The organism is Actinomyces sp. B33 (genome assembly GCF_028437565.1).
Classification (GTDB): Bacteria; Actinomycetota; Actinomycetes; order Actinomycetales; family Actinomycetaceae; genus Pauljensenia.
The window spans coordinates 291,250-306,813 of the sequence record NZ_JAMRYR010000001.1; the positions used below are offsets into that span (position 1 = coordinate 291,250).

The following is a 15,564-nucleotide window of genomic DNA, read 5'->3' on the forward strand; positions in this document are numbered from 1 at the left end:
CTCTCCCATGCGGCCCGCCACGCCGTCTCGACGGGAGCGCCGGCGTCCAGACGGGCGGAAACCTCCGCGACGAGCAGGGCCAAACGCCCCCCTTCGGGCGGCCCCGGCAGTCGTCCTCGCCTTCCTCGCCGGCCGACAGCGCGAAGAGCCCGGTACGGGCGTCCAAGGCCCGGGAGCGGCCGGTCCCAAGACCCGCCCCCGCCTCCCCTCCTCCACGCGTCGACCACTCGCCTGCGCCGCGCATGATCGACGAGACGGATCATCCCCAGCGCCCAGGCCGACAGCGCGGCGATCCACACCCCGATCACGAGGCCTCCCCGCGGCGAAGCGGCGGATCGCCGATCGGGAGCCACAACCTCCCAACGGGACGCCCCGCGCGCCCAAGCCCCTCCCTCTCGAAGACCAAGACCGCCTCGCCCACTACGGGATGCCCCGCGCGCCCAGGCCCCTCCCCGCCAGGGGCCAGAGCCGCATGATTCGTCCCATCCCCCGGGACGACCCGCGCCTCGGATCCGAATGCGCAGGACACCCCCGGCGGGCGCCCGGCCCCCGCCTCGCCCAGGCGGCTCGCCGCACCGCCGACATCGGCCTCGTCAATCCCCCCGCCAGTGCTCGCCCCGCCGGGAATATCCCCGCCAGCCCCGGCCCCACCGATCCCGCCGGCATCGAGGCCGAGCCGACGAGCCAGTCGCTCCCACCCGGGTCCACGTCGAACATCCCCCTCCGGCGAGACCCGCACCGCGAGCTCGCACCCAAGTCCCGCACCCTCCCGGACGAGCACTCCCACCTCGGCGACCCACCGGCCCGGCCCCTGATCCCCGGCGCGCCGAGGACGGCGCCTCATGTGGACGACGGCGTCGAACGCCGCCACGGCCTGGGCGCTGACCGCCGCCTCACCGAGCCCCGCCAGCGCCCCGAGCGCCTGGAGCCTGGCGGGCACCTCATCGGCTCCGTTGGCGTGGATCGTCGCCCCCCCGTCATGGCCGGTGTTGAGGGCGGTGAGGACCTCGCGGACCTCTGGGCCCCGGCATTCGCCGAGGACCAGGCGGTCGGGCCTCATCCGCATGGCGGCGCGGACCAGGTCGGCGAGGGTGACGGCCCCGGCGCCCTGGACATTCGCCCTCCGCTCTCGCAGGTTGACGACGTGCGGATGAACGGGCCGCAGCTCCGTGACCTCCTCGATGCACACGATCCTCTCGTCCGGTGGGACGAGGGAGAGGAGCGAGGCGAGCAGCGTCGTCTTACCGGAGCCGGTGGCCCCGGAGACGAGGACGTTCGCCCTGCGGTCGACGAGGGCGCGCAGGACCCGTCCGATGAGGGGCGCGCACGTGCCGTCGGCCTCCATGTCGGCGAGGGACAGCCCGCCCGAGCGGCTCGTCCGCAGCGAGATCAGCGGTCCGGCGGCGGACAGGGGCGGCAGGACCGCGTGAAGTCGGATGCCTCCCGGCAGGGTCGCGTCGACGATGGGACTGGCCTCGTCGAGACGATCCCCGCAAGCCGCAGCCATGTGGATCGCCAAGGAGCGCACGTCGTCGTCGGTCCCCAGATCGAGGTCCGCGCGTTCGAGCCCTCCTCCTCGATCGATCCACGCCTGGGAGCCGTTGACGAGGACATCCGTGATGCTCGGGTCGGCCAGGACGGGGGCGAGGACGGGGCCAAGCCCTCGGGAGAGAGCGCGGACGCGGGTCAGGCTGTCGGCCATCTCGTCGAGTCCCGCGCCGGCCCGGGCGCCGTCGCGCACGGCGTCGGCGAGGCTCTCGCCTCGGGCCAGGGCCCGTAACGCCCGGGATTCCTCGGGGGAGGCCTCCCGGGCGGACTCGCGCGAAGCGGGAGGGGTCGAGGAGTCGAGCGGGGACGCGGGGGAAGCGCCCCGGGAGCGACTCGGCCCGGGGGCGGTCCCGGACGATCCGGGGTCCCATCGGACGGGGAGGCGGCGCGGGGGAGAGCCGCCGCGGCGAGGCCGCGAGTCCAGGAGGCGCCCGATCATCGTTCGCCCCTGGACGGGTCGGCGATCCAGCCGGCGAGGCTCGCGCCGGCGGCGGCCTCCCAGATCCGGTGGAGTTCCCTGCGGGCACGACGTCCGCCGGTGAGGCGCGACGCCATCCCCCTGCTGGTGGGTCGGGTGCGCAGCAGCGGGTGCCTGATGAACGTCGCGTCGAGCCCCAGCCCGAGGCACCCGGAGGGGCGCGAGGCGGTGGTGGCGACGACCAGCCGACCGGGCGCCGGCAGACGCGTCGTGGAGGCGGCGAGGGATGCGTCGGTGTCGCCGTCTCCCCTGCCGACGAGGACGACGAGGTCGGCGCGGGCTCGCGCGAGCGATCGGGCAGGCGCCGACCAACGACCGGCGTCGATGACGATCCCCCGCCCGCCTCCCCCGTTCGCTGTGGTCCTCAGATGGTCGAGGGCGGCGTCGATGACGGGGATGGTTCTCGGGTCGGCGCAGGTCGCAGCCGATGAGGAGTCCGCGGATAGGACCCGGGAGGCCCCCATTTCCGGGAGCCGCTCGATGATCGCGGCTGGGAATGAGGACTCTCCGGGGTCGAGGTCTGCCCAGGTGAGGCATCCGTGGTCGACCTCGTCGGCCTGGAGGACCCCTGGGGCGTCGCCCGAGGCATCGATGAGGACCGAGGGGGCGGTGCGGGCCAGGCCCCGGGCGAGAAGGGTCGTTCCTGCTCCCCCGTGCCATCCGGCGACGAGAATCGTCGTGGGAACGGGAGAAACGCCTGGTGGTCGTCGACGTGCGCTCGCTGCGATGGCGTCGACGAGGAGCGCCTCGTCTCCGGGGATGCGGAACTGGCCGGCTGCTCCGACACGGATCGTCGGCGCTCCCGTATTCGTTTTCGTCGGGCGCGCGAGTTCGTCTCCGGTGATGATGAGGTCGGCGGCATCGGCCTCGTCGACCAAGGTCCCTCCGGCGAGGGAGACGAGGTCTCGCACGTGGCTGTCAGTCATCGGATCCGCATTGATGACGAGAATCCGGGGGCCCGGGGGCTCGACGTGATCGGTCATCCCCCTAGTGGATCAGGACGGGGATTCCGGGCGCGAGCTCGATGCCCTTGCCTGTGGACAACGCCGTCCTCGTACCGTCTGTGCATAATCCGCGCCCGGGCCCCTTTTCCCCGATCCTCCTCCTCCGCGCTCCGCCCTCCCCCCCCTTCATTCATTTCCCCCGAAAACGAACATTTCCCACCAAAAACAGGGCCAAAAATTCGTTTTCCGGGGAAATTGCGGACGGTCTTGGATAGGCCATTAATCCGTCCCCGCGTGAGCGGGGAAGACCTCCACGCTTTTTGGGCGAAAAACTGCAACGCGGGCTCATCCCCGCGTGAGCGGGGAACACGGTGGTCACTGGGTGTCCTCGATGATGGTGGGGGGCTCATCCCCGCGTGAGCGGGGAACACAGACCAGCACCGCGAGCAGGGATCGGGCCTTGGGGCTCATCCCCGCGTGAGCGGGGAACACGGGCCGGCGCCCTAGCTGGCCTTCGGGCCCTCGGGCTCATCCCCGCGTGAGCGAGGAACACATGCGGGTGGGCTGGAATTTACGCGAGGCGTTGGGCTCATCCCCGCGTGAGCGGGGAACATCGGCTCGCGGTGGTGATGCGTTGTTCCATGTCGGGCTCATCCCCGCGTGAGCGGGGAACACTGCGGGGGTGAATGCCCGCTCTTGACGGGAGCGGGCTCATCCCCGCGTGAGCGGGGAACACACGGCCAGGGCCCGAGAATTCGCCCACGAGTGAGGCTCATCCCCGCGTGAGCGGGGAACACACCACAGGTAAGCACATGCGGAACACCTCCGACGGCTCATCCCCGCGTGAGCGGGGAACACGCAGCATGCCTTTGGCGACGTAGGAGCGTAGCGGGCTCATCCCCGCGTGAGCGGGGAACACCCCCACCCCCTCAGTGATGTCGTAGGCGGTGAGGGCTCATCCCCGCGTGAGCGGGGAACACGAGTAGCCGAGGGTGCGGGCGAGTTTCGATGTGGGCTCATCCCCGCGTGAGCGGGGAACACTGGTGATCTGCGCGGGAGAGACGACTCGCAGAGGGCTCATCCCCGCGTGAGCGGGGAACACCTGGCGACAGGGTCACTGTCAGCGACTGGCTGGGGCTCATCCCCGCGTGAGCGGGGAACACCAACTACACGTTGACCCAGGCCGGCGGCTCTCGGGCTCATCCCCGCGTGAGCGGGGAACACGACATCCAATCCACGTCTGCGGCCCTGACCCAGGGCTCATCCCCGCGTGAGCGGGGAACACGCGACGGGGGCGGTCTGGTATGGGCTTGCTTTGGGCTCATCCCCGCGTGAGCGGGGAACACGTGGAGGCCCCCTCCTTCTTCTTTTTCGTTGTGGGCTCATCCCCGCGTGAGCGGGGAACACGAGCTGTCCGATGACCGGACCCTTGAAGAGTCCGGCTCATCCCCGCGTGAGCGGGGAACACATGCGCTGGCCGGCGGCCACCAAAGGCAGCGGGGGCTCATCCCCGCGTGAGCGGGGAACACGTATTCCTCATAGGCAGCCAAGGCCCGATCGCGGGCTCATCCCCGCGTGAGCGGGGAACACCAGGTATCGCTCTGTCATCTCTTCCCCCAGGAGGGCTCATCCCCGCGTGAGCGGGGAACACGGCGTGATCGACGGCAATCCCCAACCGGGACGGGGCTCATCCCCGCGTGAGCGGGGAACACGGGGTCTTGTGGCTGGGCGAGCTGCTGTCCGAGGGCTCATCCCCGCGTGAGCGGGGAACACCGGCCCGAATCCCGGTTTGTCCCCCCTTGCACGGGCTCATCCCCGCGTGAGCGGGGAACACGGCAGCCGTGGCGAGGAGGACGGTGCTCATTGGGGCTCATCCCCGCGTGAGCGGGGAACACGTAAGTCGAGCGTTGTTTGGCTCATGGTCTGGGGGCTCATCCCCGCGTGAGCGGGGAACACTGACCTTCAGCGTGGCATCGAGCGCGCCGGACGGGCTCATCCCCGCGTGAGCGGGGAACACTTGCGCTGAATCGTCTCCAACGACTCCCCGGCGGGCTCATCCCCGCGTGAGCGGGGAACACTCCTCGTTGGTCGCCACGGCCACGAGCGCCGGCGGCTCATCCCCGCGTGAGCGGGGAACACAAGCGGGGCCAGTGGCAAGAGTCGGCTCCGGTGGGCTCATCCCCGCGTGAGCGGGGAACACGTAGAGTGGGCTCCGGTTGAGCCGCTGGACCCGGGCTCATCCCCGCGTGAGCGGGGAACACACGATCCCCGCGGCCTTGGCTCTGTCGTGTGCGGGCTCATCCCCGCGTGAGCGGGGAACACCCCCCACCCAGAGTTGCTTCTGGGTGGGGGCGGGGCTCATCCCCGCGTGAGCGGGGAACACGGAGGCCGTCGGCTACGAGGTGACGCTGTCGTGGGCTCATCCCCGCGTGAGCGGGGAACACACCGTGGGGTCGCTGGAAGGCGTGGTGTCCGGGGGCTCATCCCCGCGTGAGCGGGGAACACAGCGGCGCAGCCCACCCGCCCGGAACCGGTGCCGGCTCATCCCCGCGTGAGCGGGGAACACCCCAACGGCCCCCACGTCGTGCGCGCCAGGGCGGGCTCATCCCCGCGTGAGCGGGGAACACGTCCTCCCCGGAGTCCTGGACGTTCGCGATGTTGGCTCATCCCCGCGTGAGCGGGGAACACGCCCATAAGGGACGGCTGTGGATGTCTGACGTGGGCTCATCCCCGCGTGAGCGGGGAACACAAGGACCACGGGGGCGCCGGCGCTGCGGATGAGGGCTCATCCCCGCGTGAGCGGGGAACACATTCGTATATGCCCAGAAACACCAAAGCGCCGGGGCTCATCCCCGCGTGAGCGGGGAACACACTTCGTGATCAGGAATTTTAACGCCCCTGTCGATCAGATCTTGGGAAACCTCGCCGAGCCCTCCGCCTCCTCTCAAAATCGCTGATACCCGGGCGGCCTCGACGCTCCCCATCCCCCAGCAGCTGTTCGGGAGCCACCTGCTCCCCCACAACATTCGGCCTGACCATCAGCCTCAATCCTTCGAAATCTCTCGGCTCCCAAGGATCCCCCGCAATGAGAAAAGACAAACCCTGTTCATTGGCGGCACGGAAAACCATGATCGCCCGACCCGCCCCGATACCCTCCTCGACGATTCCCCATAGCTGCTCGCGCACCCTCGCACTGAGATTCCCAACGAACACCCCCGGGGAAATCTCCAAAAGCCACCGCGTGACATGCCCCCGAAGCCCATCGGGAACCGCGGACAGGACAAGCACGATCACCGTTCGTCCCTCGTCGAGTAGGAAATCCCTGCCGGGACGGAAGTCGCCTCGTCCTCCCACAAACGCACATCGTCCACGTCGAGATCATCCTCCTCGACGTCCCCCTCGATCGCCGCAGAGAGAAGATCCTTAATATCCCTGACCGACCTTTCCAGGATTCGCTCCTGACGAATCGCATCCCTCATCCGCCGTCGGGTCTCCTCGCCGACACCGGCTTCGAAATCCTCCGAGGCCACGTCGAAAGCAACGGGAATCGACAGATCCGCCTTGTACAGATCGGCGATGTCGTAGACGAACGACCTGTAGTTCCCCGTGTGGACGAAACCCAATCCAGGCGAGCACCCCAGAGCGACGACGACCGCATGGATCACGCCGTACAACGCGCTGTTGGCTGCCGACAGGCACTTGTTGACGACCGACCCCGACTCGAAGTCGTCCGGATCGTACTCGCGACGATCCCACTCGACGCCGGTCCGTCGTGCGTTCTCCCTGTACAGGCGCCTCACCCGCGCGCCCTCCCGGCCCCGCAGCTGCTGCATGCTCAGGGCCGCCACGTTCTCACCCCGGAAACGCATGAGATACATCCTCCGCGCCACCGACAGGCGCATGGCCGGATCGCTGACCGCACGGGCCTGAGCCTCCAGGAGCCGTGATGACCGTGAGGGCGGGGAACCGTGGGCGTAGTACCGCACCCCGTTCTCCCCCACCCACACCGCCGTCGACCCGCTTTCTGCCAGGAGCGACACCGCGCTATGAGTGATCCTCACGCCCGGCCCCATCATCAGAACCGATAGGGCTGCCGCCGGCACATGCGCGACTCCTCGCGAGTCCGTCACTGTGATGGCGTTGGAATCCCGGTGGACGACGCACCTCTCGACGTACAGGAAGGTCAGTCGGTCGCGGACTCGAACCAGGGCCTTCGGATCCGGCGGCCGCGCACCGGGTAGGGCGTTCATGGCCGGGCGAGGGTCAAGAGACCAGCGCCGTAGCCCTTCGCCCTGCCGATGCCGTTGACCAGTGCTCGGCGCAGCGCCTGCGGGTCGACGACGCTGAGGACCCCTTCGAAGGTCGCGATATTCAACGTCACCTGATCCGCCCCGTCATCGCGCCGTCGGATGAATCTCTCGTGTCGACGATCGACGAGGCCCACCAGCAGCGCCTCGCCGTCACGGCGCTCCCCGTCGTCAGCGACCATCGTTGGGAGGTCCCCGCCGATCTCTTTCGCCGTCGGGATCGCGAATCCATTGGGAGCGGCCCGATCGAGCAGCCACTTCGTCTGCTGCGCGACGGTGACGTGCCCGAGGATCTTCTCCTCGCCCTTGCGCCCTCTCTGGTCGCTCTGGCGGAATGTGGGGTTCACCGTGATGCGGAACCCCCATCGCTGTCCTTTCCGCAACGAGTTGAGGAAATCGTCGGTGCGTTTGATGGCGACGCCGCCGTCGACTTCGTATCCGGCCTGTTCGACGATCCCAGCGGGGTCGGGGGGCGCTGGGCTGGAGATGTACAGGGCGAGGGCGGGACCGCGATCCGCCCGCGACGCGGTTCGACCACCCGGACGGTCGAGCCTCCACAGCACGCGCCCTTCCCCTGCCCCCTCGAATGCCCCGGGCGGGAAACTGCCGAGGACGGCGGCGTGCATCCGCTGGGGGGAGGCCACCAGATACCGGCATCCCCTCCGGTAGGGATTGAGGTAGATGCGGGTGAGGTACATCAGATCACCTCCATCGGATCGTGCGCCGTGACGCCGAGGACGGGCGTGTTAGGGGTTCCAGCGAACTCCGGGTTGTCGATGAGGATGCGCGTTTCCTCGACCTGGCGGACCCCGTACAGCCTGCGCGCGGAGTCGAAGCTCACGGGGACGTCCTGGATGCTGCGTCCTGGATCGGCAGCGGAGGGGATCATCCCGGTGTCGGCGACTACGCGCAGGCTCACGGTTCTTTCCGCTTTGTGCTGACGTTGGTGAAATCGCGCGGCCTGCCAGGGCAATCCGACGAGCGCGTCCCACGCGCTCTCCCGGCGCACGTCGAGGAGGAGCGGCAGGGTCGGCGGGCACGCCCGGCGTCCGAGGAACAGGGGGAATACGGGATTGCGGATCGCTTCGCTCAGCGTCTCGATGAGCCGGTCCTGCCCCTCGATGAACGCGGTGAAGACCGCATCCGACAGGTAGAACCTGTGGGACAGGGGCATGGACGTGTGCTCGCGGTGAGCCGTGTGGAAGTCCCTGAGGAGTTGGCCGGGCTGGTCGATCCGGGCGGCCAATGAGAGCCCGGCGAGGTCCTCGATCGGGTCGGAGCGTCTGCGCCCCTGGGCCGCGGCGAGCAGTCCGACGATTCCGCTCTTCGTCGGGAACGCCTCGGTGGTGCGCTGGGTGAAGCGGCTCGACGCCCCCCATGATTGCATGGGGCCCGCGAGCCTGAGGATGAGGACCTTGCTCATCGAGCGTCCTGGAGGACTGCGACGGTCTGGGTCCCGAGGTCGACGAGGGGGACTCGGTGTCCGAGCTCGTCGAATCGGTCGGCCCGGTCGGTGGTCCAGGCGGCCAGGGAGGCCAGGGGAGCCGTTCCTGTCCCTTCTTCCACTGCTTTCTCATAGGCGATGAATTGGTCGACGGCTGGCGCGACGTACCCGGAGCGGTCAGCCTGAACGGGGGTCTCGAAGGCCCCGACGAGGTTGATCGGCTGGTCGTCGCGCACGTGGACGAGGACCGCGTCGGGAAGAGTCCTGTTGGCAAAAGTCGTGATCTTGCCGGTCGGCATGGCCCGCACGAAGCTGTCGACGAAGAGCCTGACGGCCTCGTCCGCGACGGCGACGGACCCGAGGTTCTCGGCGAGGAGGTCGAGGTTGATCGTCGCGTAGCGGTAGAGGGTCGCGGAGGCGAATTCGATGGTGCCGATCATCCCGGCCCCTTCGTCGGCCTCGTCGTCGGCGCTCTTGGCGTCGTCGACGGCGGTGTAGTAGTCGTATTCGGACTCGACCGCGCCGACGCCGAGGGCGTGCGCGACCTGGCAGGCGGCGTCGACGTTGAGGGAGTTGGGCTCGGCGACCATGCGCCCGAACAGGGCGATGTCGACTGAGTGGTCGGTGTCGACGAGGCTCTTGGGCTTGAGTGCTTTGAACGCCGCTTTGACGTCCTGCTCGTCACTGACCGAGACGATGGCGTCGGCGACGTGCTCGATCTGCTTGGCGGACAGGAAGACGAGGAATCCGGCTTCTTTGAGCTGCTCGTCGGTTTTCTTGCCGCGCGGGTCGCCGAGTTTGAACCCGATCGCGGTCAGCGCGGTCTCGGCGAGGTCGGTGGCGCGCTCGGCGAGGTCGGCTCGTCGGTCGACGATCGCATCGCGGAGGAGTTCGACGATCCGCTTGGTGCGGATCCCCCTGTTGCCCTCGGGCAGGGCACTCTCGAAATCCATTCGGGTGGCGCGCTTGATGGCCTGGGAGGAGATCCGCATGCGACGGGCTCCTCCGAAGACGGCGTTCTTCGGGGCGCCGGTGTCGTCGCGGTTGGGGTTCGAGGGGGGCAAGGTCTGGAGGATGTGGATGTCGACGAAACGCGTCATGGGAGTGGGCCTTTCAGTGGGAGGAGTCGGAGTATGAGGGGGCTGCGGGGCCGTCGTCCGGGAGGGGCGGAGTCGGGGTTTCCCGGTCTGATCGGGGGGTTCTTGCGAAGTCGCGTCCCCATTGGCGGATGATGCGGGATCGGAGTCGGGGGTCCTGCCACTGGTAGAAGTCCGAGGCGAGCCGCCCGTAATCGACGTGAATGTCTGCGGAGCTCAGCAGGTGGATGAGGCCTCGCGCCTGGATCGCGAGGGCGGTGAAGGTCTGCGCAGCGATCATCGCGCACAGGCGCCGGTACACCGGGTGGGTCTCGGGTCCCTGCCCGTCGGGGGCTCCGGCCACTGCGAGTCTCCTGACGGATGATCCGATCGTGGCCCCCCGGGGGCTGGTGAAGTGCATCGGGGTGTCGTGGGACCCCTGGTGGAGCGCCCACAGCGTCAACGCTAGGTGCACTGCCTTCTCCCCTCGGGTCGGTTCGTTGCCGAGGAGTTTCTCCGACCCTGATTCGAGGGTGAGGGACCAGATCGCGGGGACGGAACCGACCTCCTTGCCGACAGCGGATCTGAGGTGGGCCCGTCCGGCCACGGCTGCGGGGGAGGGGCCACGCAGCCGTGAGATCGCCGAGAGGGTTCTGGTCCTGACGTCCTCGGCGCGCGCGAGATCGCGCGGGGGATCCGCCTGCTCTGCACGAGGTGCTGTGGTCATTCCTGCTCTCCTTTCTGTTCGCGGTGCTCGATCGGCGCGATCGCGTTCAAGGCTTTTCTGAAGATGTTTTCCGCTTTCGCGGTGCTCATGAAGGTCATGCCGGTGTCGCGCCCGTTGATCGCGGTGGGGGGAGCCTGGTCGAGGAGTTCGTCGGCCAGCATCAGGGCGAGGCGACGGATCTCGCGCCTCCAGGCGGCGCGCTCGGCGGAGATCCTGCTCCCGGATTCGAGGCGAGAGAGCCAGACGCGGAAGGGATCGTCGACGAGGGCGAAGTAACGGGTCTTCGCCCGGTCACGGGCCCCGTCGCCGGCTCCGTCGCCGCGCTCCCCGCAGGCCCGGGAGATGTTCGCGGCGAGGAGCCCGATCGCCTGGGCCGCGGATTCGGTCGCCTCGACTTGCTCGACGACGAGTTGATAGAGGTTCGTGTTCTTCTCCTGGAGCAGGGCGGTGGCCATCGTCACCTCGTCGTGGTAGATGTCGTCGATCACCGACTCGTTCGACCCGTAGGCCATCCCGACGGCTTCGACTCGGATGCGAACCGGGTATTCCGTCGGCGCCGTGGACGAGTCGAGCGTCTTGTGGAATTGGATCGTCTCGCTCGGGAGGAAGGCCGTGTGGGATTGCCGATCGGGGCCGGTCACCTGTTGGACGAAGGGGAGGACGCCCGGCAGGGCCCGCCAGAAGGCGCGCCCGGGCTCGTGCTTCCTCGGCATGTAGGTCGGCGAGGCGAACTTCTTCGATTGCGGCGACGAGTACCTCCACAGGCTCATCGGCTCGTATCGCTGCATGTTCTGCGGGCCGAGTTTGTCCCCTTGGGCGAGGACCACACCCGTCACGCCGCTGCGGTCGCCAACCAGGCGCACTCGACGGGAGTGCCATGTCAGGAGGCGGGACACCGCGTACCCGTCGGGATCGGGGTTCCCCTCCGGGCTGTAGTCTCGCCGGATGCCCGTTTCGATGTCATCGGACTCCCACGAGCACGCGCCGAGGGGGCCGGTGCTCGCCGGGCCTCGGAGCGAGCCGTGGTCGGCGGCGACGAGGTTGAGGATGAGGGATTCGTCGAGGGTCCCGCCTTTGAGCCAGACGAGGCCGAGCTGCCCGGTCCACGACGGCCCGATCGGGTAGCCCTTGCCGCCTTTGACCTCGGGATCGTCCGCGGCGCCCGATCGGATGCCGGCAGGGTCGAAGGCGTGGGCGTGGATCAACCAGATCGCCGCCTCATCGGGGGGGATCGTTTCGAGGGCGGCGCCGGTGCGCATCGTGAAGAACGGCTCCCCGTTGGGGACATCCGCGACGATCTTCTCCAGTCCGGAGACCGAGTCCTTCGCGGTGCGCAGGCCCGGGGCCTGCATGAAGGGCCGACGGCCCCCGAAGAGGAAGAACCTGTCCTCCCAACGGTCGAGGTATTCCTGGATGGGCTCTTCGGGGACGCCGGAGTCCCACAGTGCCATCCAGGTGTCGAGGTCGGGCACGTCGATGACCCGGTAGCAGATCGCCAGGAGGATGCGCTCGATGGCGATCCTCTGGCTCGGCAGCTCGCAGGCGAGATCGACGATCTCGGCCGCCCGGGAGAACGCCTCTCGTATTCCCATCCGTTCCACTGCGCCGTCCGACAGCAGAACCGGGATCCACCGCTCGTCCAGCAGGTTGTAGTCGGGTTCGCTCACAGGTCCTGCACCTCCAATCCTCGGTGATTCGTGTACACGAGTCGTCGTCCCCGCACCTCGGCCTCCAACGCATCCGAGTGCTCATCGGTTTTGATCATCGGCAGGACCAGTTCCCCCTTGAGGAGGGGATGGTCCAGAAAGCCCCATTGCCTGACCCGCTCATCGTCCCAGAGGGCACGGGCAACTGCGGTGATGGCCTCGTCCACATCCTCATCGCGGTTCGTGAACTGCCACGGCGGAAGGGACAGGCTCCATGAGCGGATCTCCCTCGTCGCCTCGGCGTCGGGCCACACGCTCGTGTCCAGCATGACCGGTTCTCCGGGAGCGCTCCGCCACGGCAGCCCCGTGGCGACTCCGCCGAGCGCCGGGTCGATCGGGATGACGATCACCGGGATCTGGTCCTCCGCGTCTCGAACGGCCGCTCGGGCGACGACGCCCCTCATCGGCTGCTCCTCTTCTCCGGTCGCGAGATTCCCCTCGAAAGACCCCAAGAGGGCATCGCCCTTCCATGCGGGCAAGGAGGGGCTGTCGAGGGACCATTGGGATGCTTTGTCTCGAGACTTGTTCACCGCGGCCCTCTCCGCCTCGGCGGCTTCGGCCAGAGCGGTACTCCACGAGCCGTCCGCGACGGGGTCCTCCGAGTAGGCGCGTTGAGTGAGCGCCGAGCAGTCCTCGGGCGCGGCGACGACGAGGCCCTGGGAGTGTTCGCTGAGGATCGCCAGTGTTCTCAGGATGCGATGGTCCCGGTAAACGACCTTGGATCCGCGGCTGTACCCCCACGGCGTCGATTCCGCGTTCTCGACGAGGACGAAGCACTCGGCCTCCTCCAGCCCCGGGGGACGGGCTCTGCCGCTGTGTCGGTGGAGCCGTCCGATTCTTTGCAGGATCAGGTCCATCGGGGCCGGGTCGGTCACCATGAGATCGAAATCGACGTCCAGGCTCTGCTCGATCACCTGCGTCGCGACGACCACATGGCGACGCGGCCTGCCCTCCGGGCTCTTCCCGAACATGCGGAGCATCAGCCGGTCCTTCGCCGCCCGGTCGCAGGCCAGGAACCGCGAATGGAGGAGCGTGAGGGAGTCCTCCCCGAAGCGCTCGGCCATCGCCCGGTACGTCTCCTGCGCCTCCTTGACGGTGTTGCGAATGACCGCCGCGCATCCTCCTTCATCGAGGCGCCCGTCGATGAAATCCGCAAGAGCCCCGGCGTCAGGCGCGTCCAGGGGGACGATCCTCTTGCGGACGTGAGTCCCCCCGCCCGGGACGGCTTCGCTGCGCACCGTTCGCCCTTCATCGCCGACCGTCGTGATGACCGGGTAGCCGATGTCCCCGTCGAGGCCGACGTCGTCGGCGCGAGTCCCGCCTGCCCGCCCTCGACGATAGGCGGCCACCAGGGCTCGGCGCCGGTCGGATGGAAGGGTCGCCGACAGGAGGACGACCGGGACCCCGTACATTCCGAGCCACGTGAGGGCCGACTCCAGGTAGGTCTCCATGTAGTCGTCCGCCGCGTGCGCCTCGTCGATGACGACGACCTTGCCCATGAGGCCCAGATGCCGCATGAGGACGTGCCGGGATTTGAGCGCTGCGAGGAGGACGTGATCGATGGTCCCGATGACCACCGGGGACAGCGTCGCCCGCCATCGCGCCGCCATCCACTTGCTCGCGTACAAGCCGGACCCGTTCTCGTCGCAGATCTGCACGGGGTCACCGACATCGTCGAGCATGCGGACGAAGTCTTCGTTGAGGTCGTTCTTCCCGTGCGCGAGGTGGATGCCGAGCGCCTGGGGCTCCTCGCCGAGCAGATTCGTCAACCATCGCCGCGCCCTGGAGAACATCGCGTCCGTCGTCGCCTGGGTCGGCAGGGCGATCATCACCCCCTGGAGGCCGCGCCGGCGGATCATGGCCTCGGCGACGAGGAACGCCAGCTCGGTCTTGCCGGAGCCGGTGGGCGCCTCGACGATCATCAGATCCGGATCCTCGGCCTCGGCGATCTGCACGGCCCTGATCTGCGCGCGGGTCGGGGAGATCCCTTCGTTCCATTCGAAGCGGCGCCGGTAGCGGCGGGCGATATCGCTCTCGCGCTCCTCGCTGAGCCGCAGTGGGGCGGGGATCCGAGCTTTCGCCCAGCCGGCCTCGATTCTCTCCCGTTGAGCGCCCGGGGACATGGACTCGTGCCGGCGCTCCTGATGCAGCAGGGGGAACAGTTGCTCGTTCGAGGCCAGCCAGTCCGACATGACGACGAGGGAGGCGTAGGCGGCGGCCACTGCGACCGGCAGCTCCGGGAGGGCCGTCGGCTTCTCGGATACGAGGGGGAATCCCGTTCTCCTGGCCATCCATTCGATGACCTCGCCGCGGGCCCGGGCCCATTCGGGCTCTTCGGAGGCGCATCCCGGACCGATGTTGTACATGCGCCTGGCGGTGTCCATGATCGCCGGATTCGGGTAGCGTCCGTGGTGGACTCCTGCGATCGCCGCCCACTGCTCGGCTCTGCGGCGGTCCCCGCCGCCGGCGGCGATCGCGTCGACGAGGGCGAAGTGCGTGACGAAGCCGTGGGGGAGCTGGCCCCTGTCGGGGATGTCGCGCCAATGGGGCACGTCGATGCCGTGGTCGCGGATGAACTGGGCGAGCGAGGGCACCTGGCAGGAGAACTCGAGGCTGATTTTGCCCGCATCATGCAGGCCTGCGAGGAAACCGAGCATCGCGCGGGCCGCGCCCTCGTCCCCCTTCCATACGGAGGCCATGAGGCGCCGCTGATGCGGGGAGGCGTAGTCGTCGAACAATCGTCCTGCAACATCGCAGGCGTCCATCAGGTGCTGGGGGACCGAGAGCCACTCCTCCGGATTCCTCCTGCCGCTCTTGGCCCAGAAGGATCGCGTCCGTTCCGACAGTTCGGAGTCGGTCAGATCGCTCTGGGGAGGGAGGAACCGGAGCTCTCCGAGGGGCTTCCGCCGTCCCCTGATGGCCTCCCCTGATCGTTCACGCGCCACCGCACGCCCCCTTCCCGTAAATGGTGACTGGCAGCACAATCATTAGAGCACAGGAAGAACCCTGACGCAAGAGTTTCTAACCCTCTTACTAACAACTCCAATATCATCAATGTATATTGATATATACTCAACGGCATGAACGAGAGGCAGACCCCCGTGCGAACGGGGAACACGGCTGTTGCGACAACCATTCCGATGTCCTCAATCGGTTCATCCCCGGGAACCGGGGCGCGCCATCAGGATACCCCGTGCCGACACGGATACCCCGCGCCGCGGCTCCCCCGCCCTTCCCCTCATTTCCCCCGAAAACGAACATTTCCCACCAAAAACAGGGCCAAAAATTCGTTTTCCGGGGAAACCGCATTCCAGGGAAGCCCGGCTCGCACGCG

Annotated in this window: 10 protein-coding genes and 1 CRISPR repeat array; all 10 genes read right to left on the bottom strand. The window is 68.3% G+C overall.

Features of this window, described 5'->3' with window-relative positions:
* Positions 1–304 precede the first annotated feature (304 nt).
* Complete coding sequence (locus M3T53_RS01315) at positions 305–1,987, bottom strand: TadA family conjugal transfer-associated ATPase (RefSeq protein WP_442866911.1); 1,683 nt, start codon at positions 1,985–1,987, stop codon at positions 305–307.
* Entirely contained in the window at positions 1,984–3,009 is a 1,026-nt protein-coding gene (locus M3T53_RS01320; protein ID WP_272432634.1) for a hypothetical protein, read from the bottom strand. Before M3T53_RS01320 ends, M3T53_RS01315 begins: the two co-directional genes overlap by 4 nt.
* 302 nt (positions 3,010–3,311) lie before the next feature.
* Positions 3,312–5,841: direct repeats of the CRISPR family, unit length 29 nt; unit sequence GGGCTCATCCCCGCGTGAGCGGGGAACAC.
* An 18-nt stretch (positions 5,842–5,859) separates the two neighbouring features.
* On the bottom strand, positions 5,860–6,324 hold the full coding sequence (cas2e, locus tag M3T53_RS01325; protein WP_334540081.1) for a type I-E CRISPR-associated endoribonuclease Cas2e: 465 nt from the start codon (positions 6,322–6,324) through the stop codon (positions 5,860–5,862).
* On the bottom strand, positions 6,261–7,220 hold the full coding sequence (gene cas1e / locus M3T53_RS01330) for a type I-E CRISPR-associated endonuclease Cas1e (RefSeq protein ID WP_272432636.1): 960 nt from the start codon (positions 7,218–7,220) through the stop codon (positions 6,261–6,263). Before cas1e ends, cas2e begins: the two co-directional genes overlap by 64 nt.
* Entirely contained in the window at positions 7,217–7,975 is a 759-nt protein-coding gene (gene cas6e, locus M3T53_RS01335) for a type I-E CRISPR-associated protein Cas6/Cse3/CasE (RefSeq protein ID WP_272432637.1), read from the bottom strand. Before cas6e ends, cas1e begins: the two co-directional genes overlap by 4 nt.
* Entirely contained in the window at positions 7,975–8,700 is a 726-nt protein-coding gene (gene cas5e / locus M3T53_RS01340) for a type I-E CRISPR-associated protein Cas5/CasD (RefSeq protein ID WP_272432638.1), read from the bottom strand. Before cas5e ends, cas6e begins: the two co-directional genes overlap by 1 nt.
* Positions 8,697–9,821, bottom strand: a complete 1,125-nt coding sequence (cas7e, locus tag M3T53_RS01345) for a type I-E CRISPR-associated protein Cas7/Cse4/CasC (protein ID WP_272432639.1) — start codon at positions 9,819–9,821, stop codon at positions 8,697–8,699. The genes cas5e and cas7e overlap by 4 nt, the downstream gene beginning before the upstream one ends.
* A 13-nt stretch (positions 9,822–9,834) precedes the next feature.
* On the bottom strand, positions 9,835–10,524 hold the full coding sequence (gene casB, locus M3T53_RS01350) for a type I-E CRISPR-associated protein Cse2/CasB (RefSeq protein ID WP_272432640.1): 690 nt from the start codon (positions 10,522–10,524) through the stop codon (positions 9,835–9,837).
* Positions 10,521–12,191: a type I-E CRISPR-associated protein Cse1/CasA gene (gene casA / locus M3T53_RS01355; RefSeq protein WP_272432641.1), complete on the bottom strand. Its 1,671-nt coding sequence runs from the start codon at positions 12,189–12,191 to the stop codon at positions 10,521–10,523. Before casA ends, casB begins: the two co-directional genes overlap by 4 nt.
* A complete protein-coding gene (cas3, locus tag M3T53_RS01360) occupies positions 12,188–15,175 on the bottom strand; it encodes a CRISPR-associated helicase Cas3' (RefSeq protein ID WP_442866912.1) in 2,988 nt (995 codons plus the stop codon). Before cas3 ends, casA begins: the two co-directional genes overlap by 4 nt.
* Positions 15,176–15,564 lie beyond the last annotated feature (389 nt).